This is a genomic window from Corynebacterium urealyticum DSM 7109, assembly GCF_000069945.1.
GTDB lineage: Bacteria > Actinomycetota > Actinomycetes > Mycobacteriales > Mycobacteriaceae > Corynebacterium > Corynebacterium urealyticum.
Genome location: NC_010545.1, coordinates 2,337,307 through 2,358,046, shown reverse-complemented (window position 1 = coordinate 2,358,046; position 20,740 = coordinate 2,337,307). Strand labels below are relative to the sequence as shown.

General features: G+C 65.6%; 9 protein-coding genes. 5 read left to right on the top strand and 4 right to left on the bottom strand.

What is annotated here, in order from left to right:
* Positions 1 to 81: 81 nt before the first annotated feature.
* The 3 genes from CU_RS10070 to CU_RS10060 form a co-directional block, all read right to left on the bottom strand.
* Positions 82 to 4,563, bottom strand: coding sequence for a murein biosynthesis integral membrane protein MurJ (locus CU_RS10070; RefSeq protein ID WP_012361239.1), 4,482 nt, complete (start codon positions 4,561 to 4,563; stop codon positions 82 to 84).
* An 87-nt stretch (positions 4,564 to 4,650) separates the two neighbouring features.
* On the bottom strand, positions 4,651 to 7,530 hold the full coding sequence (locus CU_RS10065; RefSeq protein ID WP_012361238.1) for a hypothetical protein: 2,880 nt from the start codon (positions 7,528 to 7,530) through the stop codon (positions 4,651 to 4,653).
* A gap of 9 nt (positions 7,531 to 7,539) precedes the next feature.
* Positions 7,540 to 8,475: an NUDIX hydrolase gene (locus CU_RS10060; RefSeq protein ID WP_012361237.1), complete on the bottom strand. Its 936-nt coding sequence runs from the start codon at positions 8,473 to 8,475 to the stop codon at positions 7,540 to 7,542.
* A 17-nt stretch (positions 8,476 to 8,492) separates the two neighbouring features.
* Between CU_RS10060 and CU_RS10055 the strand changes: the two genes are divergently transcribed.
* From CU_RS10055 to CU_RS10045, 3 genes are all read left to right on the top strand, one after another.
* Complete coding sequence (locus tag CU_RS10055) at positions 8,493 to 10,058, top strand: CCA tRNA nucleotidyltransferase (RefSeq protein ID WP_012361236.1); 1,566 nt, start codon at positions 8,493 to 8,495, stop codon at positions 10,056 to 10,058.
* Positions 10,059 to 10,364: 306 nt separating this feature from the next.
* Positions 10,365 to 16,451, top strand: coding sequence for a YPDG domain-containing protein (locus tag CU_RS10050; RefSeq protein WP_041628541.1), 6,087 nt, complete (start codon positions 10,365 to 10,367; stop codon positions 16,449 to 16,451).
* Between the two features lie 262 nt (positions 16,452 to 16,713).
* Positions 16,714 to 17,286: an NUDIX hydrolase gene (locus CU_RS10045; protein ID WP_041628540.1), complete on the top strand. Its 573-nt coding sequence runs from the start codon at positions 16,714 to 16,716 to the stop codon at positions 17,284 to 17,286.
* 95 nt (positions 17,287 to 17,381) lie between these two features.
* Here CU_RS10045 and CU_RS10040 read toward each other — a convergent pair whose 3' ends face one another.
* A complete protein-coding gene (locus CU_RS10040) occupies positions 17,382 to 18,419 on the bottom strand; it encodes a bile acid:sodium symporter family protein (protein ID WP_012361233.1) in 1,038 nt (345 codons plus the stop codon).
* Positions 18,420 to 18,535: 116 nt separating this feature from the next.
* Between CU_RS10040 and CU_RS10035 the strand changes: the two genes are divergently transcribed.
* Positions 18,536 to 20,149, top strand: a complete 1,614-nt coding sequence (locus CU_RS10035) for an FAD-dependent oxidoreductase (protein WP_012361232.1) — start codon at positions 18,536 to 18,538, stop codon at positions 20,147 to 20,149.
* An 18-nt stretch (positions 20,150 to 20,167) separates the two neighbouring features.
* Entirely contained in the window at positions 20,168 to 20,722 is a 555-nt protein-coding gene (locus CU_RS10030; protein WP_012361231.1) for a hypothetical protein, read from the top strand.
* Positions 20,723 to 20,740 lie beyond the last annotated feature (18 nt).

Sequence of the window (20,740 nt, the reverse complement as noted above, 5' to 3'; positions counted from 1 at the left end):
GGCTTAGACACTAATGAGCGCCCCGGCCATCGTGATGTCGATGGCGCCGGGGCGCTCAAAGCTGTGGACAGCTCGGCGGGGTTAGCTCCGCTCTTGTGGATAAGCGCGTGCGCTCCCCCGTGCCGAACTGCTCGGTGTCGGACTGCTCGGCGCGGTGCTGGTCTCGTCCACGCGGTTCTGGCCCTGCCAGGTGCCCATGACGCGCAGTTCGCCGAGGGTGGCGCGGCCGTCGGCCTCCGGCAGCTGGGTGATCCAGATCAGCAGCTGCTTCATCGGCTTGGTGCCCTGCTCCTTCTTCTCGGCGTCCTCGGCGCGCTCCTCCTCAGACTCGGCCCCCTCCGAAGCCTCATCAGCGCCGCCAGCCTTCGCCGCCTCCTTGGCCTTGGCCTCCGCCAGGGCCTTCAGCAGCTTCTGGTTCGCACCCTGGCCCACGAGGACGTCCTGCCCGTCCTCGCCGTGGAATTCCACGTTCATCGTGGACTCGGTGGCGGTCACGGTGCCCAGGGAGGTGGTCTCGTCCAGGGTGAGCGGGACCTTGCGCAGGTTGGCGGACTGGTTTCCGCTGGTCGTGGTGGCTGTCGCCTCACCCTCCGGCGTGGTCTCCGAAGCGCTCGGCTCCTCCGAGGCGGTCGGTTGGGCGGAGGCCTTGGCGCCCTCCTTGTTCGGGACGGCCGCCCCGTGTGGTGCCGCCGGGTCGGTCGGCGCGGTGGCCTCGTCGACGCGGCGCAGCTCGACCTTCATGCCGGGGGCGAGCCCCTCCAGCTGCAGTGCGTGGATCCGGGTGCCAGTCGGCAGGTCCACGAGCAGTCCGATGCCCTCCTTCGTGGCCTCCGGGGTGCGCCCCAGCGGGCTGAGGTAGGAGTCGGACTGCCACTTCGTCGCCGCGCGCCCGTCGGTGACCAGCTGGACGTCCTCAGGCGCGTCGAGGGTGCCCTTCGCGCCGGCGGGCATCCATTCGCGGACGTTGCGGATCGGCACGATCGTCGGCTCGCGCTTGATGATGCCCTCCGCGCCGGAGCGGATGGAGTCCGTGGATAGCGGCGAGTCCTCCCGTCCCCCGCCGACCACGCTGAGCAGGCTGGCGACGAGCGCGGCGATGAGCAGGGCGGAGCCGATGGCGATGCCGCCGATGACGGCGACGTGCTGCAGGCGCGCCTGGCGCACACCGAAGCCGGTCTTCTGGACCTGCGGGGTCGGCGCTTCGTCCGGGTTGATGGCCAGCTCCCCGGAGGTGAGGTAGCGCAGCCTGGTCGCCAGTTCGCGGGGGTCGCGGTCCGCCGGATTCGGTGGGACGTCGCCCTCGTCGCGGTGGTCGCCTTCGTTGCGGTCTGCGTCTGCGTCTGCGTCCTTGTCGGTGTCCTCGCTACGTGCGGCCGCCGGGTTGGCCGCCCCGCCGCTGATGACGGCGGCGCGCTGCTCGGCGCTGAGGTTGCTGGCGGCCAGCGACTCGGCGAGGAGTTCCTTCGGGATCTCCGAGACCGGCACGTTGGCCAGCAGGAGCTCGAGGACGGCGGCGATGCCCTGCATGTCCTGCGCGGAGGAGTTATTCGGCAGGTAGCCGGGGAAGGCGAGGACAGCACCCCCGGCGGTGCTGATGCGGATGCGGTCGCGGTGGTCCACGCCGAGGGCCAGGCCATGGTCGTGCATCTCCGCGGCGGCCTCGGCGAGGTCGGCGACGGCGAAGCCGACGGCCAGCGGGTCCGGGCTGGAGTCCGCGACTGCGGAGAGTGCGGAGCCGTCGGTCCAGTCGGACACCACGACCACGCTGCCGGGGCTGTCGATGACCTGCTGGATCTGCGTGAGTCCGGCCAGCGGGTTCGCCTCCTCGCCCTCGGCGCCGTCGTCGGCGTTCTCAAGGGCGTGTGCGAGGGCGGCCTCCTGGGCCTCCATCATGGCCCGTGATTTCTGCGACATTTCCTGCTTGATCTGCATCACCAGTCGGGACTGGTTCGGCACGTACTCGCCGGGGCGCTTGCCCTGGCGCACCGCTGCCAGCGGGTCGAGGATGGTGAGCCCAACCAGCTCCCCGGTGGCGGTGCGCCGGGCCTGCCAGAACCGGGCGGCAGTGGAGCCACCGTGGTCGGCGAGCAGGCGGTAGCGCCCGTCCAGGATCGGCGCGCCGGGCACCAGGCGTGGGCCGCGCACGCGCCCTGCGGACAGTGGCGGCAGGGGCGGCAACAGGGAGTTGGCCACGGCAGCCTCGCGGGCGGCCTCTGCGGGGCCCAGCGGGGCGGGAACCATGCGCTCTGCGGCGGAGCCCAGTTCCTCCTCGGCTTGACGTCCGGAAAAGAAGCGGCCGATACCAGGGACGCGGGAGAGCGCGGAGCCGACGGTGAGCACCTCGGGCAGCTTGGAGCGCGCCATGACCACGCCGGTGGCGATGAGGAACACCGGGCCGGTGATCAGCAGGCGAATCAGGAAGCCCGGGTTCTGGCCGGGGGTGATGATCGTGTTGGTGAGAGCCAGGTCCACCAGCCAGGCGACGAGCGCGCCGACGAGGGAGGCGCCGAAGGCCCAGATGCTGGTGCGCATCACCTCGCCGGAGTTGAGGTTGCCCAGGGAACGGCGCAGCAGCAGCACGCCGATGATCGCGCCGGTGACGAAGCCGAAGCCGTTGGCCGCACCCAGCAACACCACGACGAGTCGCGGCTCGGTGGCGATGAATGGCGCGATGGAGACCAGCGCGATCTTGGTGATCGTGATGCCGGCGATGATGAAGGTCGGGGTCCAGACCTCCTCGCGGGCGTAGAACACGCGCAGGTGCAGCAGCACCAGGGAGTACGGGATGAGCGTGAAGGCGGAAAAGGAAACGGTCCATCCCAGCACGCTCGCGGTTTCCATGGAGAAGGAGCGGTAGGCGAACAGTGCCGGTCCGATGATCCCGCCGAATGCGGTCATGAACACGATGATGGGGATCATCGCGAACATGGTCAGGCGGCTGGCGACGGTGAGGTCCCGGACCACGGCCTTATCGTCGCCGTCGGCGGCGTTGCGGGACAGGCGCGGCATGACGGCGGTTAGCAGGGTCACGCCGATGACGCCGTAGGGCATCTGCAGCAGCTGCCAGGCGTTCATGTAGATCGTCGGGGCGTCCCCGGACGCGCTGGAGGCGATCTGGTTATTGACGGCCCAACCGACCTGGGAGATGGCCACGTAGAGCACGATGGCCACGCCCATGCCGGCGAAGTTCTTCAGGCGCTCGTCCACGCCCCACAGGGGCCGCAGGTTGATGCCCGCCTTGCGGAGGTAGGGCACCATGATGAGCGCTTGGAAGACCACGCCGAGGGTGGTTCCGAGCCCCAGCAGCAGCACGTGCGGGTCGCTGATGGTGACGTGGTCGGTGGGCTGGAGCTTCGTGTCCTCGGGGAGCAGTAGGTAGCCGCCGAGGACGGTGATGGTCACGAGGTTGTTGACCACGGGCGCCCACGCGCCGGGTTTGAATACTCCCTTGGTGTTCAGCACGGCCATGAACACGGCGAACATGGCGTAGAAGAAGATCTGCGGGAGCACCAGGTAGGCGAACATTGTCGCCATTTGGACGTTGACCTGGCCGTCTTGGTCGAGTGTGAGTCTGATCAGCCAGGGTGCCGCGCCGACGGCGAGGAGGGTGATGATGACGGTGATGCTGAACGTCATCGTCAGCAGTCTTCGGATGAAGGCTTCGCCGCGGTCGGGGTCTTCCTTCTCGGCGCGGACGAGCACGGGGACGACCAGGGAGGTCAGCACCGCGCCGAGGACGAGCTCCGTGATGAGGTTCGGCAGGGTGTTCGCCGTGTTGAACGCGGAGGCGACGGCGGCGCCGAGCGCGGAGCCGATGAGGACGGTGCGCAGGAAGCCGGTGATGCGCGACAGGAGGGTCGCGATGGCCATGGAGCCGCCGGTGCGGACGACGTCGGCGTCCGAGGGTTGTTCGTTCTGCTTGTCCTGTTCCGCCGCGGCTGCGGCGGTGCGGTCCGTGGGGGTGTCTTCCTCCGGTGGGACGTCGCCGCCGCCGGTGGTTGCGGTGACTGCGGGGGTCGCGGTGTGTTCGGGGGCGTTGGTGCCTGCCGTTCCGGCGGATGCGGCGGCGCGGGATGCTGCGCCGCGGGAGGCGGCAGCTCCGACCCCGGCGCCAGCGAGCGCTCGGGCGGAGGTGCGGGCCGGTTGGGAGCTGGCGCGGTACTGGCGGCCCGCGGGGTCTGCCCCGGGGTCGGCGGAGTGCCCGAGCTCCCCGGCGAGGCCGAACTCGTATTGGTCATAGGCGTGCCGCTCGTTGCCCAGGTGGATCTCCGAGGCGGGCCGGCGGAAGTCCACAGCCGGGGCGGCTGGGGCCTCGGGCGTGGTGTTTTCGGGTTCCTGACCGTGCTGGGAGGGGGCGACGCTCAGTGAGGAGTAGTCGTCCGTTGTTTCCGGAGTATTGGCTTCTTCGCGCGCCTGGGGGGCCAGCGCGGGCGGGCGGGCTTCGATGAAGCGGCCGCGCTGGCCTGCGGGTGGCTTGGTCGGTGGCGTGCTGCCGTGGCCTGCGCTGTCAGCGGAATCCTCGGGAACGTCTGGGTTAGTCACAGAATCCATCATCGTCCACATTGGGTGCGTTTCCTAACTAGAAACGCGCTCCCGGGGCGGGTTTTCGCTGCCTGTGACGGGTTTTACACGGTGTTTTCGGCGGCGGGCCTAGCGGCTGCGGCGGCGGCGCCGACGGTCCAGGAGGAGCTTCCCGCCGATGCCCGCGCCAGCGATGATGGTGAGCAGGAGGATCATCTTATCCAGCGGGATATTGGGGCTGGAGTGCACGCTGACTTGCACGGAGTCGCTGATTCGCTTGTTTTTGGGGCTGGCGAGCCACAGGTCGAGGTCGCTGCGGCGGTTTGCGGCACCGAGGTCGATCGACACGGTGAGGGAACCACGCGCCGGGATCATCTGCGACTCGGATTCCAGGATGGTGGCGGGGTGCCCGGCGTGCTCGTCGAGGGTGTCGCGGTAGCGGATCTTCGCCGGCACGGGCAGCGGTAGGCCGTTTTGGGCGGCGACGATCAGTGGCGCGGCTTCGGAGGTTCGGGTGAAGACGTTGCCGGGTGGCAGCAGGGTCACCGAGTTGCGCAGGGTGTCCGCGGTCTCTGCCGCACCGGCGACGCGCGCGGCGGCGCGCTGGCTGGCCCCGTCCTGCTCGGCGGGGTTGCGGGTGCCGTAGTTGCTGGTGGCTCGCGCCAGATCGGCGAGGATCGGGCGGGTGAACTGTTCGCGGGTCAGGGCGATCTGCCGGGAGTTGGACATCATCAGGGTGAGGCTGCGGATGCGGTCGGCCAGGGTCGCCAGCTGTGGCGCGAGTGCCTCGGTGGGTTTCCCGGGGTCCGTGAAGGGCTGGGTGACCTCCCCGAGAGCCAGCTCGGAGTTCTTCAGGCCGCGGGGGCGCAGCGCGTCGGCCAGGGAGACCGGGGTGGCGTGCCCGGTGGCAAAGGCCTGCTCGATGTAGTCCAGGAGGGCGGTGGCGTCCTGCCCGTTGACCTCCCACTGGCCCGGCGGGACGGCGAGGATCGGCTCGGGGCTGGCGAGTTCCTGCTGGAGCACGGCCAGGGCGGTGGACATGCGGGTGGCCTCGGAGTCCGCGTTGGCGTCGAAGCGGGCCTGGGGGTTGGAGTAGCCCGTGGTGTCGGGACGGGCGCCGGTGGCGGCGAGGACGGTGCCGAGGTCGCCGGAGTAGCGCAGCGCGCGGAGGCTGCCGGCATCGTTGAGCTTCAGCAGGCGGTCGTTCCACTGCTGGTCAGCCTGCTGGGTAGCTGGGTCCTGTGATTCGCTGTCCTGCCCCTCCTCCCCCGAGGTCTCGGGGGTCTGGGCGGGCTGCTGGGTGAGCACGGTGTTATTCGCGACGAGCGCGGTGACTGGCACCTTGGGGTCAAGGGTGGGCAGGAGCGCCTGGCCCTTGAGGGTGTTCTCGAAGCGGCGGGACGGGTCGGCCCCCTCCGAGGCGGGGTCCACCTTCGCGGCGGCGAGGTACGGCAGGGCTTCGGGAGTGAGGTAGCCGCTGCTGGGGATGGCGATATTGGCCACCGGGGTGGTGCCGAGGATCTCGTGGATGGTGGCGGCACCCCGGCCGAGGGCGTGCATGCTGAGCCAGGCCGCGCTGGTGGATTCCTCGGCCACGCCGGTATCTGCTCCAGCGGCACCACCGGCCGCATCTCCGCTGGCAGCGGCGCCATTGGCCTGTCCTGCCGCGGCCTCCGGGTTGGTGGGACCGGTCGCCTGGGCGGTGGTGTTGATGTCCGCCCCGCCGTAGGGCAGCGCGACGGTGCAGCTCTCCTTGGTGGTGTCGCGCAGGTCGCTGAGCCAGGTAGCGGCGGCCTTATCGTGGGCGCCGGGTTCGGAGCGGTCCTTGGTGTTGAAGATGTCTCCCCAGGAGTCGCGGAGCCGCTTGCGCTCCTCGACGGGCTTTGGGACACGCCCGCCCACGCGGTAGCCGCCGGCCATGCGCTCCACGGTCTGCAGGAGGTCGGGGTCGATCGCCAGGCAGCTGGCTTCGCGGATCTTGGTGCCCTGTGGGCCGTCCAGTGCGGTGCGGTAGCTGTCGAGGAGGGTGCGTAGCCGCCCGCCTTCTTTCAGTTGCTCACCGAGGGAGTCCTCGTTGAGGTAGAGCTCGGCGGGCTCGGGGGCGTCCCCGACCGCGCCGGGTGTGGCGTGCGTTTCGCCACCGATGGGCCACAGGAAGGTCAGCGGGGTGCCGGAGGTGCCACTGCCCTCCCCTTCTTCCTTATCTTCTTCCGGGGTGACGACGGCCGTCGCGCGGGTCACCGCGAGCAGTTCCGCCCCCTGCGCTGCCTGTTCCCCAGCGGCCTCTCCCCCACCATCGGCACCATCAGCGGCCCCGGGCGTGCCGCCGAGGGTGAACATCAGCGGGTAGGTTCCGGCCTGCGCGGCATCCGGCAGCCCGAAGCTCATCGGTGCCAAGGCCCCAGCTGGGCCCGCCGTTTCGCCGGTGGGGGTCTCGGGGTGGGGGGTGGCGTCGTCCTGAAAGGAAGGGTCGCGGACGAGGCGGACGTCCACGTCGGCGGTTTCGCCCGGCCCCAGGGAGACCTGACTGCCGTTGCTGCGTTGCAGCGGGCGGGCCGGGGAGCTGTGCGGGTATTCGCCGCTGTTGGAGAGCAGGGAGGTGCGCACCTGGGCGGGGCTGCCGGCGGCGGGCGCGGTTTTGAGGCTCAGGGTGAGGCCCCGGATGGTGCCGGGGCTGGTGTTGCGGATGCGCAGGGTGTAGGTCTGCGGGTCGGTGTCCGCTGGGTTGAGGAAGCGCGGGCTGATGTTGCGAACCTGCAGGTTAATGCCCCGATTGGGGTCGGTGGAGCGGGCGTTCGGGTTGGCCCAGTCCGTGGCCTCCGCGTGGTGGAAGGTGGTGGTGTGCTCGGGGGTTTGGGCGCCCGCGGCAGGCAGTGCGGAGGCAGCGGGCAGTGCGTTTGCGGCAGGCAGCGCGGAGCCAGCGAACGGGCCGGGTACGGCGGTGACCCACCCGGCGCAGAGGAGGGAGCCGAGCGCGAGGGCGGTGGCGGGGCGGATTTTGGCAGCCATGCAGCCCTCCTAACGCGGGGTGGCGCGGCCTGCTTCCGCTTCCGCGCGGGCGTGCTTCGGCAGCGTGTCGAGGGCGCGGCGGGCCAGGCGGCGCTCGTCGGCGTAGGCGAGGCGTTCGACCAGGTTGTTCACGGGAACCCAGGTGACTTCGGTGACCTCGGGGTCTTCGTCGTTGAACTCGCCGTCCACGTAGCGCAGCAGGTGGTGGTGGACGGTCTTGTGGATGCGGGTGCCTTCGGAGACGAACCAGTAGTCGATGGTGCCGAGCTCGTCGATGACGGTTCCGGCGATGCCGGTTTCCTCCCACACTTCGCGTTCGGCGGTGCTGTGGTGGGATTCGTGTTCTTCGACGTGGCCTTTGGGCATGGACCACAGGAGGCGTCCGCGGCGGTCGACGCGGCCGATGAGGGCGGCGTAGATCTTGGACATGTCCACGCTGCCGTTGGGGCGCACGGCTTCGGCCAGTCCGGTGAGGACGAGGCCGCCGGCGGAGGTTTCCACCGAGAGCGGCAGGTCGGAGTGCTCCAGGTGGGTGCGGCCCTGCTTGCCCTGCTTGGCGCGCCGGGTGCCGGTGCGCTTCGGGTGGTTGCGGTTGGAGCTAGAGCGGTTGCTGCGGTTCGAGCTGCGGTTGTTCCGGTTGCTGTTGCGGCTGTTGTCGCCCTGCTGGCCTTGCTGGTTGCCGCGGCCCTTGCCCTTGCGGTTGTTCTTCGCGTTCTTGGCGTTTTTTGGGCGGCGCTGGTTTTCGCGCTGCGGCTGTTCGTCGTGCTGCGAACGGCGGCGCGTGCTGCGGGGCGAACCGCTGCTCGTGGTGGCGCTGTCGTTCGTGTTCATTCTGTTTATAGTAGCTGCTTGGCCGGGGCTTGGGGGAACCGCTGGCGGGGGGTTGGGCGTGCCGGTGGTGGCTGCCGGGTGGGTGACCGGCGCGGTGTTGGGGTGTTGGGCCATGAAGTAAGGTATTGCGCGTGACTACGAGGGCGAATGAGACTGCAGATGGCGCGACGGCTGGCGCTGCCGCGGAAGCCGGTGCGACGGCGGCCGGTGCTGGGGCTGGCGCTGGGGCGGGCGCTGCCGAGGTAACCGGGGATACGCAGGCCAAGGAGGCGGCGATGCTGGGGGCGGCGTGGCAGTCCCTGCGCCGCAATGACGCCACGCTGCGCCGGCTGGCAAAGGCCTTCGAGGAAGCGGGCCACGAGCTCTACCTGGTGGGTGGTTCGGTGCGCGACGCGATGCTGGCACGCCTCAGCCACGACCTGGACTTCACCACGGATGCCCGCCCCGATGCGGTGATGGGGATCCTGGAGCCGATGGCCGAGACGGTCTGGGATACGGGCATTGAGTTCGGCACCGTCTCCGCGCTGGTCGGCGGCCTGGAGGTGGAGATCACTACCTTCCGGGCGGATCAGTACGACGGCCAGTCCCGCAACCCGGAGGTCACCTTCGGCGACACCCTGGAGGGGGATCTGGTGCGCCGGGACTTCCGCGCGAACGCGATGGCGTTGAAGCTCTCCGCAGACGGGGAGCACGAGTTCTGCGACCCGCTGGGTGGTTTGGCCGACGTAGCCGCCGGGGTGCTGGACACCCCGGATAGCCCGGAGGTGAGCTTCCGGGACGATCCGCTGCGGATGCTGCGGGCCTGCCGTTTCGTCTCTCAGCTGGGTTTCGCGGTCGCCCCTCGGGTGGCTGAGGCCATGGTGGCGATGGCGGATCAGATCCAGCGGATCACGGTGGAGCGCGTGGCGGTGGAGCTGAATAAGCTGCTGCTCGGCACGGCCCCGTGGGAGGGCCTGGACCTGATGGTGGAGGCCGGCCTGGCGGATTACGTCCTCCCGGAGCTGCCGCGCCTGCGGATGACCCAGGACGAGCACAAGCAGCACAAGGATGTGTACTGGCACTCCCTGACGGTGCTGCGCAATGCGCTGGTGCAGGAGCAGAACTACGGCGTGGAGCCGGATCTGGAGCTGCGCTGGGCCGCCCTGCTGCACGACTGCGGGAAGCCGGACACCCGGGCGTTCACGGAATCTGGCCAGGTGACCTTCCACCAGCACGAGGTGGTGGGCGCGAAGTTGGTGCGTCGCCGTCTGCGGAAGCTGAAGTTTTCTAAGCAGTTGGTGAAGGATATTTCCCAGCTGGTGTTCCTGCACATGCGTTTCTATGGCTATGGGGATAGCGCGTGGACGGATTCGGCGGTGCGCCGTTATGTGACGGATGCGGGTGATCTGCTGCCGAAGCTGCACATGCTGGTGCGGGCGGATTGCACGACCCGTAATAAGCGCAAGGGGGCGCGCCTGCGCCGTAATTACGACGACCTCGAGCGGCGGATTGAGGAACTCAAGGAGAAGGAGGACCTCGCCGCGGTGCGCCCGGACCTGGATGGCAACGAGATCATGGAGATCCTGGGTTTGAAGCCGGGCCCGGAGGTGGGTCAGGCGTGGGCGTTTTTGAAGGAGCTGCGCTTGGATCGGGGGCCGCTGGGTCGGGACGAGGCCATTGCGGAGCTGCGGGCCTGGTGGGACGTGCAGCAGGGGTAGTGCTGCGCGCTTAGGTGTTTCTTAGCCCCCCTTCCGGGGGTGCCGGTGTGGTCGGTGCTCCCGGGAGGGGCTTTGTGCTTTCGTGGGCCTAAGCCTGGGAGTCGCTTAAGCCTAGGGTCACTATGTTTGCATCTGAAATGTAAGCAGTGTTGGGGCGTTAAACATGCATGGCAAGTGCATAATGTTCTCACTCTTAGGTGTACGAAGCAACCCTCTTTACCTGGGGTCTTATGTGGGTACTATCAGTGTGTATTTAGAAAGTGCCGACTGTTAGTTGGCGCTGCTAACTCGTCGAAAGGAAGCAACATGGCAAATCTGCGGGGGCCTATCGCCCGCGGTGAGAAGTCCGGCGCTTTCGCGCTGGGCTTTTCCGACAAGATGAAGTCCGTGGCGGGCGCAATGGCAGTCCTGGCGCTGGCAACCACTGGCACCGTGGTGGTGCAGTCTCAGAACGCCCCGGCCGCCGCCAACGTTTTGCAGGAATCGAAGGCTATCTACTCGGCGGGCGATCACAGGGCCAACCACACGGTCAATGGTGCTGTGTACGTTGACCGGTCCAGCATCAACTCGACCAAGTCGGGTGAGGACCAAGGCCTGTCAAACGTCAAGGTGTACGCCCAGTGGATGGACGAAAAAGTCAAGGGCTATGCCGTTTCGCCGGTGTACACCACCAACACTCGTGCAGACGGAACTTATACCGTCGACTTCCCAGAGTGGACGGACAGCCAAGGCAATAAGCACCTTTTCAAGGCTAATCCGTACCAGAAGCTGCGTGTGTGGATCGAAAACCCTGACAGCAGCAAGTACGAAATTTCGTACATGGAAGGCGATGGAGTCTTCAAGGGCTCTACTGAGCGCTACGCCTCCGTGTGGAGCCTTGACCTGGTCAACGGTGGCAATGTCCGTGACCAGAACATTGCACTGACAGAAACGCCGGAAAGCTGGCTGCAGAAGCCGGAAGCTGACTGGAAGCAAAGCGAGGCAAAGACCGGCGACGGCTACATTAACGGTCGTGTTTTCTGGGACCAGAAAAATCTTGCTGGTGCCGGAGATGTCCCCCAGTACAACACGGGCCACGGTGACGTAGCAGTTTCCGGTGTCAAGGTTGTCGGTTCGTACCTGCGTGATGAAGTCGCAAACGAACTTGATCAGTGGAAGAAGGACAACCGCGGCTACACGCAGCTCGAACTTAAGCAGGCGCAGCAGGACGCCATCAAGAAGTTCGAAACTGATAATCCGGGGCAGTCGGCAATTGCCGAAACCGTGACAGCTACGACGGACGCCCAAGGACAGTACGTTCTTCAGTTCAACGGTACGTACGGAGTCACATCGACGAACATCGGGACTTGGCCAAATGCGGAAGCCAAGAAACTCTTCCACACTGTCGCCGACTCTGCCGCTTCTGGACGATGGGCCACATCGGGAGGAGACCTTGCTCAGAGCGCGGCAGGGAACGTCTCAAAGCACATCAACATGGACTACGTCTATGTGCAGCCCATCTTGGACGAAAGCGCCAATGTCAATCCGGATAACTTCCGGACGGCCATGTTCACCAACCCGACCTGGAATATTTCATACGCCACAGCGCCCAAGAGGCACGCCGTTGATAACTCTGACTTCGCTCTGAAGCCCTCGAAGCCCGGCTTTGATGTTGTCGATTACAACACCACCGACAAGCCTGCTTTCAAGGGCACCGAGGTGCAGACCAGGACCGTCGGCCTTGTTCCGAACACGCCGTACACCATCCAGTGGTACGACGCTGCTGGTGAGAAGGTGGGCACAACCTGCAAGCTTGACAGCGATGACTTGGGCGCAGTGCCTTCGTGCCCGTTCACCGTTCCGGACACGGCAAAAGCCGGTGATGTCTTTACAGCAGTTGTGGAACTGCCGGATGGCACCCCGTTCTTGGCTGATTCGTTCATCGTCAAGGAGCCGATGACCGATTCCATGGACCCCAAGTACGAAGACAAGCTGGTTGTTCCTGGTGAGGAAACCAAGTCGACCCCGACCTTCACTGACAAGGACGGTCAGAAGGTCGACGCTCCTAAGGATGCGAAGTTCTCGATTCCTGAAGACTTCAAGGCTCCTGAGGGCTACGAAGTGAAGATTGACGAGAACACCGGTGAGGTCACCGTAACGTTCCCGGACAAGTCCAAGCTGAACAAGGACACTGCCGAAGAATTCAGTGTCCCTGTCACGGTTACTTACCCGGATGGCACCAAGGACGACGCTAAGGCGAACTTCAAGCTGGACACCGATGGTGACGGTAAGCCGGACACCGAGGATGAGGACGACGATAACGACGGCATCCCGGATAAGGACGACAGCAACCCGAAGGTTCCGAACGTTAACGAGCACTTCGATCCGAAGTACGAGGATGGTTCGGGTAAGCCGGGTTCTGATGTCAAGATCGAGGCTCCGACCTTCACCGATAAGGACGATAAGGACACCGAGGCTCCTGAGGGCACCAAGTTCACTCCTGGTGATGATGCTCCGGAGGGTGTCAAGGTAGACGAGAACACCGGTGCGATCACCGTGACCATCCCTGAGGGTGCGAACCCGGGTGATGAGATCAAGGTTCCGGTTGTTGTGACCTACCCGGATGGCACGAAGGACAACGTCGAGGTCACTGTCACGGTGACCGACAAGGACAACGGCGTCTTCGAGCCGAAGTACAAGTCCGAGCTGGTTGTTCCTGGTAAGGAGACCAAGTCTTCCCCGACCTTCACTGACAAGGACGGTAAGGACGCCAAGGCTCCTGAGGGTTCGAAGTTCACCATTCCGGAGGGCTTCACCGCTCCCGAGGGCTACGAAGTCTCTATCGATGAGAACACCGGTGAGATCACGGTGACTGTCGACGGGGGCAAGCTCAACAAGGACACCGTCGAGGAGTTCGACGTTCCTGTCACGGTGACCTACCCGGATGGCAGCAAGGACGACGCTAAGGCGAACTTCAAGCTGGACACCGATGGTGACGGTGACCCTGACGTCACGGACCCGGATGATGACGGCGACGGCATCCCGGACGAAGACGACAGCAACCCGAAGGTTCCGAACGCGAACGATCACTTCGATCCTGTATACGAAGATGGTTCGGGTAAGCCGGGCAGCGACGTCAAGATCGATCCTCCGACCTTCAAGGACAAGGACGGCAACGAGACCAAGGCTCCTGAGGGCACCAAGTTCACCCCTGGTGAGAACGCGCCTGAGGGTGTGACCATCGACGAGAACACCGGTGAGATCACGGTTCCGATCCCTGAGGGTGCTAACCCTGGTGACAAGATCACCGTTCCGGTTGAGGTGACTTACCCGGATGGCTCCAAGGACACCGTTGAGGTCACCGTCACGGTGACCGATAAGGATGCCGGCCTGTACGAGCCGAAGTACGAGGACAAGCTGGTTGTTCCTGGTCAGGAGACCAAGTCTTCTCCGACCTTCACTGACAAGGACGGTAAGGACGCCAAGGCTCCTGAGGGTTCGAAGTTCACCATTCCGGAGGGCTTCACCGCTCCCGAGGGCTACGAAGTCTCTATCGATGAGAACACCGGTGAGATCACGGTGACTGTCGACGGGGGCAAGCTCAACAAGGACACCGTCGAGGAGTTCGACGTTCCTGTCACGGTGACCTACCCGGATGGCAGCAAGGACGACGCTAAGGCGAACTTCAAGCTGGACACCGATGGTGACGGTGACCCTGACGTCACGGACCCGGATGATGACGGTGACGGCGTCAACGACGAGGAGGAGAAGGAGAAGGGCTCTAACCCGAAGGACCCGGACTCTAAGCCAGAGGCTCCGGCTGAGAAGCCTGACTGGAGCGACGATAAGGGTAAGCCTGGCGACAAGGTTGAGATCCCGAACACCGGTGGCGATGTTCCGGAGGGCACCACGGTTGAGACCGAGGGTCCGGGTAAGGCTGAGATCGATGAGAACGGCAACCTGATTGTCGATATCGATAAGGACGCCAAGCCTGGTGACAAGATCGAGGTCGTTGTCAAGGACAAGGACGGCAACGAGATCGACCGTGTAGTCGTTGAGGTTGAGCAGCCGGACGCTCCGGCTGAGAAGCCTGACTGGAGCGACGATAAGGGTAAGCCTGGCGACAAGGTTGAGATCCCGAACACCGGTGGCGATGTTCCGGAGGGCACCACGGTTGAGACCGAGGGTCCGGGTAAGGCTGAGATCGATGAGAACGGCAACCTGATTGTCGATATCGATAAGGACGCCAAGCCTGGTGACAAGATCGAGGTCGTTGTCAAGGACAAGGACGGCAACGAGATCGACCGTGTAGTCGTTGAGGTTGAAGAGCCTGACGCTCCTGCGAAGGTTGACTACCGTCCGTCCTACGGCGACCCGGTCGTCGTTCCGGCTGGTGGCTCCAAGACCGCGGAGATCGCTTACCCAGCGGATCAGACCGCACCGGCGGGCACCAAGTACGTCCTCGACCCGAACTACACCGTCCCGAACGGCTGGACCATTGAGGTTGACGAGACGACCGGCAAGGTCACTGCGACGGTCGACCCGGCTGGCCCGAATGGTGCACGTCAGGAAGAGCTGGTTGTCCCGGTTCTGGTGCAGTACCCAGAGGACGCTAACGCAACCGGCAATGACGTTGCGAACGCAACGTTCCAGCTGGACACCGATGGCGACAACATCCCTGACATCACGGACGAGGATGACGACGGCGACGGCGTCTCTGACCAGGAGGAGAAGGACAACGGCTCCGATCCGAAGGATCCGGACTCCACTCCAGAAGCTCCGGTGAATGACTTCCAGCCGAGCTACGAGGAGAAGACCGTTCCGGCTGGCCAGTCCGTCGAGAGCCCGGTGACCTTCACCGGCGAGGACAAGCCTGAGGGCACCACGTTCTCCATCGCCGAGAACTTCGTTGCACCGCACGGCTGGACCTTCGAGGTCGATCCGGAGACCGGCACCGTGACGGCTACGGTCGTCCCGGCTGGCCCGGACGGAGCACGCCAGGAGCAGGTCATCGTTCCGATCGTCGTCACCTACCCAGACGGCACCGCGACGAGCGACGACACCGCGAACGCAGTGTTCAACCTCGACACCGATGGAGACGGCACGCCGGACTCCAAGGACGATGACGACGACGGCGACGGCTTCACCGACGAGGAGGAGAAGGAGAAGGGCACCGACCCGAAGGACCCGAACGACAAGCCACAGCCGGATGCTCCGGCTGAGCAGCCTGACTGGAAGGACGATTCCGGTAAGCCTGGCGACAAGGTTGAGATCCCGAACACCGGCGGCGATGTCCCGGAGGGCGCCACGGTTGAGACCGAGGGCCCGGGTAAGGCTGAGATCGATGAGAACGGCAACCTGATTGTCGACATCGATAAGGACGCTAAGCCTGGTGACAAGATCGTCGTCGTTGTCAAGGACAAGGACGGCAACGAGATCGACCGCGTAGTCGTTGAGGTTGAGCAGCCGGATGCTCCGGCTGAGCAGCCTGACTGGAAGGACGATTCCGGTAAGCCTGGCGACAAGGTTGAGATCCCGAACACCGGCGGCGATGTCCCGGAGGGCGCCACGGTTGAGACCGAGGGTCCGGGTAAGGCTGAGATCGATGAGAACGGCAACCTGGTTGTCGATATCGATGAGGACGCCAAGCCTGGTGACAAGATCGAGGTCGTTGTCAAGGACAAGGACGGCAACGAGATCGACCGTGTAGTCGTTGAGGTTGAGCAGCCGGACGCTCCGGCTGAGAAGCCTGACTGGAGCGACGATAAGGGTAAGCCTGGCGACAAGGTTGAGATCCCGAACACCGGTGGCGATGTTCCGGAGGGCGCCACGGTTGAGACCGAGGGTCCGGGTAAGGCTGAGATCGATGAGAACGGCAACCTGGTTGTCGATATCGATGAGGACGCCAAGCCTGGTGACAAGATCGAGGTCGTTGTCAAGGACAAGGACGGCAACGTGATCGACGAGGTCACCGTCACGGTCACCGAAAAGGAGAAGCCGGGTGGCTCCTCTGACCTGCCGGAGGGCCTGATTCCGGGCCTGATCGGTGGCGGCATCATCGGTGGCATCATTGGTGGCAATCTGGGCTCCTCCCACGGTTCCTCCACCCCGGGCCAGGGCGCTGGCTCCGGCCACGGTTCCCACGGCAAGGGCGCCGATAAGGGTGCAGGCAACGGTGCCGACAAGGGTGCTCAGCAGGGCGGTAAGGGTGCTGGCCAGTCCGGTACCTCCCAGTCCGGTGCTCAGTCCGGCGCGGCACAGTCTGGTGCTTCTAGCTCCAGCTCTAGCGCGGGTCGTCAGGGTTCCCTGGCAGTGACCGGTGTGTCCGGCGTGGCGATCATGCTGGGTGCTGCCGCGATGGCCCTGGCTATCGGTGGCGCACTGCTGGCTGGCCGTCGTCGCCGCGAAAACTAAATAACCCCCACGGCTTCAGGTATGGGCCGGCGAAAGCTGGTCCCCCCCCTGTAGGCCGGAAGGGCAGCGCTCTAGCGCACACCCCGCTTAACCGCGGGTAGAAGGCTCCCGAGCCGCATGAACTGCATTGTTCGCGCGGCCCGGGAGCCTTTTCCCATCCCCAACCCTGCGCACCGACCCGCCCCAGCCCCGCTGCCAGCACTCGCACCCACTCTCCAGCCACACCGCCCAAGCCCAGCGCCCACCCAGCTACACTGCAGGCATGGCAACCCCCGAGTTCATCCTCAACCTGCGCGAAAAAATCGGCACCGACCCGCTCTGGCTCCCCGGCATCACCGCGATCGTCCTCAAAGAAGTCCCGCCCGAAGCCCCACTCTGGGAAGTCCCGAAAGTCCTGCTCGTCAAACGCGCCGACAACGGCGAATGGACGCCCGTCTGCGGCATCGTCGACCCCGGCGAGGAACCGCACGTCGCTGCTATCCGTGAAGTCAAAGAGGAAACCGGCCTGTACGTCACCGTCGCCGCCCTCCTCGGCGTCGGCGCTACCGACCAGGTCACCTACCCCAACGGGGACCAGACCGCATACATGGATACCGCGATGCGGTGCGTCCTCACCGATAAGGACGCCAACCCCCTCGACCCCACACTCCCCGACTACGATTCACTCGCTGAACCCATCGTCGGCGACGAAGAATCCACCGACGTCGGTTGGTTCTCCGTGGCCCAACTGCCCCCAATGAAGCCACGGTTCCGCCTCATCATCGCGGACGCCGTCGCGCAGCTAAAGCACCCGCAGGGCTTCCGGCCCCGCATCGGCTACTTCAAGCGCAGCTAGGGGCTGCCGCTCCCCCGCCGCGACCGGCGCCGCCCCGTCGTCCCGGCGCAGCTAGGCAAGCCCCGCAAGCCCAGCGCAGTCAGGCGAGCCCGGCGCTACCAGGTCGTGGCGCGCTCCGGGGCCTCCTCGTACTTCGCGGCATAACTGGAGGCCCGGAAAGAACAAATAATCAACTGCACCTGGTGGAAGATCATCAGCGGCAGGATCATCATCCCCAGCCCGCCTCCGCCGAACATCACCGCCGCCATCGGCAAACCAGAGGCCAGGGACTTCTTCGTCCCCGCGAACTGGATCGCCACCTGATCCTCATAGTTAAAGCCCAGCTTCCGGGCTGCCAGTGAGGAAAGCGACAGCATCAGGTACACCAGCACCACCGAGCCCAGCACCAGGCCAACCACGCTCACCCAACTGATCGTCGACCAGATCCCGTCCACGATCCCCTCAGAGAAGGACACATACACCACCAGGCCGATGGAGATCTGGTCCACCTTCTTCGTCGCCTTCGAGGCCGCGAAATCCTTCACCCACGGCCGCAACAGCTGACCCACCACAAAGGGCAAGAACAGCTGCAGGCCGATCTTGTAGAAGGTGCTGGCGTCGATATGGAAACCACCCTCCGCGGTGGACATCAACAACAGCACCAGCAGTGGTGTGAGAACCACACCCAGCAGGCTGGAGGCACTCGCCGCCACAATCGAGGCAGCCACATTACCCCGGGCGATGGAGGTAAAAGCCACCGAGGACTGCACCGTGGAAGGCACCAACGTCATGAACAAGATGCCCAGGTACATCTCCTGCCCGATCAACCCGGACAGTGGCCGCAGCGCCACGCCGATCAGCGGGAAGATCGCGAAGGTGAAGGCGATGATCAGCAGGTGCAGCCGCCAGTGCATCAAGCCCTCCAGCGCCTCCCGCGGGTGCAGGCGCGCACCGTAGAGGAAGAAGAGGAAGGCGATGGCGATGGTCACCACCCAGTTGCCGATCTCCGCGCCCTGCCCCCGCAGCGGCACGATCACCGCCGCGATCACCGCGAGCACGATCAACACAATCAAAAAGTCCGGGCGGTAGCCCAGGATCTTCTGCAGGACCGTCTGCTTCTTCGGGGTGGGGTTCTCAGCGCTCATTCTTGGCATTGTAGCCTGCGTCACAGTTGCGTCAGCGATGGGAAGAATTGCACCCCGCGGGCAGCTTTAAAACTTTTTCACAGATATAGAATACACAGAGGGTTTCGTCGGGTTAACTAACGATCATGACGAACTACCGAGGGGATCACAGCACCGGCGCGGCAGCTGGCCGCGCACCACAGAACCCGACCGCCGGACCGCAGGGCACGGCAGGCACCGCGACCGCCGCCACCACGCCCGCCGCAGGCACCACACTCGCGACCGCCGAAAGAATCGACCCGACCGCCGCGGCGCAAGAAACCTACGATGTCATCATCATCGGCGCCGGCACCTCCGGGCTGAACATCGCCCGCGAACTCGCCGCCGCTGGCCTCAGCGTCCTCGGCCTGGAAGCCGGCAAGCGCTACGACCGGCACACCTACCCACGCACCGAGATCGACTCCAGCTCCCAGCTCTTCTGGGGCGGCGGCGTGGAACTGACCACCGACGCCGGCCTCGGCCTACTCCGCCCCAAGGCCGTCGGCGGCGGCTCCATCGTCAACCAGGCCCTCATGGACCGCTTCGACGACGTCGCCTTCTCCTCCTGGCGCGACCAGTCCGGCGTCTCCTGGCTCAACGAGGACGACCTCGCCGACTACTACGATCGGGCCGAGGGAAACATGAGCCTCAAGAACGTGCCCGAAGAGTGGCGCAACAACAACGCAAAGAACTTCGCCGAGGGCTTCGACGCCAACGGCTACCGCTACGCCCCACTGCGCCGCGGTGAGGCCGACTGCCGCTTCGAGGACGGCAACTGCTGCGTGGAATGCCTCAGCGGCTGCGGCATCGACTCCAAGCAGTCCACCGCCATCACCGCCCTACCAGCAGCGGAAAAGCACGGCTTCCACCTCATCGACTGCGCCGAAGCGCGCACGATCACCGAGCACCCCGACCGCGTCACCGTTACCACCCGCGTGCCTGCGGACAACACCCCGAAGGGCCGCCGCGGCTTCGGCAAGCCCACCAACTTCGAACCCCAGGTGGAGCGCACCTTCACCGCCCGGCGCGTCGTGCTGGCCTCCGGCGCGATCGGTAACACCGCCCTCCTGCTGCGCAGCGGCTACGGCAAGCAGCTGCCGGGCCTGGGTAAGAACTTCTTCACCCACCCGCAGTACATGAACCTCGGCCGCTACGCCGAGGACGTCCGCGCCTTCGCCGGCCCGCTGCAGAACTACAAGTCCGACGACCCGAGCTTCCGCCGCCAGGGCTTCAAGCTGGAGAATGTCTTCGCCGGCCCCGGCAATATCGCCCTTCTGCTGCCCGGCTTCGGGGCCCGCCACGCGGAGATCATGCAGGACTTCCCACGCCTGGGCTGCATCGAGGTCTGCGTGCGCGACACCAACCCCGGCGAAATCACCATCAACCGCAAGGGCAACCCGGTGATCAAGAAGAAGCTCAACCGGGAGGACGCCCGCCGCCGCGACGCCGGCATGGCCGCCATCCGCAACATCTTCAACGCCACCGGCGCGGAGGAGATCCTCCACGGCCAGTTCGGAATCGGCCTGCACCTCATGGGCGGGCTCGGGATGGGCGCGAGCGCCAAGCAGGGCGTGGTCTCCCCCGAGTTCACCCTCTACGGCAGCCAGCGCATCCACGCCGCAGACTCCTCGATCTTCCCGAACGCGCCGGGCATCAACCCCGCACTCACGATCGCCGCCCTGTCCCTCAAGGCCGCCGAGCAGATCATCGCCGCGAGCTAAGGAAGGAAGAAAGCAGACATGACCAGCAAGAACCTCAACCCCCGCTCCACCGAGCTGCTCACCGCCACGCAGATGAAGGGCCTGCTGCGCCTGGGCGACGTCGTCATCCCCGGCGTCCCTGCCCGCCAGGCAGCGTCGACGTCCGGCGGCGGGGCGCTACCATCCTTCTCCGAGTCCGGATGCGCGGCCGGCATCGACCGCATGCTCTCCTACATGTACGACGACGACCGCACCGCCTTCCAAGCGCTCGCCGTCGTCTGCGCCTACGCACCCACGCCCCTGGTCCGCCTGATCGTCGCGATGGCCAACGCGAATGCCAAGTTCCCCGAGCCACTCGCCGGGCTGATGCGCATGGCCAACCTTGGTATCAAGGGTGTCGTGCACAGCCTCTACTACTCCAACCTCGGGGTGCGCCTGGGTGAAGAGCTCACCGACTCCCCACTGATCGCCCGGGGCAGCAACCCCAACCAGCTGCCGAACATCCACCAGGCCATCGGCTACGAGACCACCATCAACCAGGAGGCCTACGAGGCCGCCCTCGCCGCCGCCGACGCGCAGAACCCACGCGACTAACCCGCGCTCAACAACCAC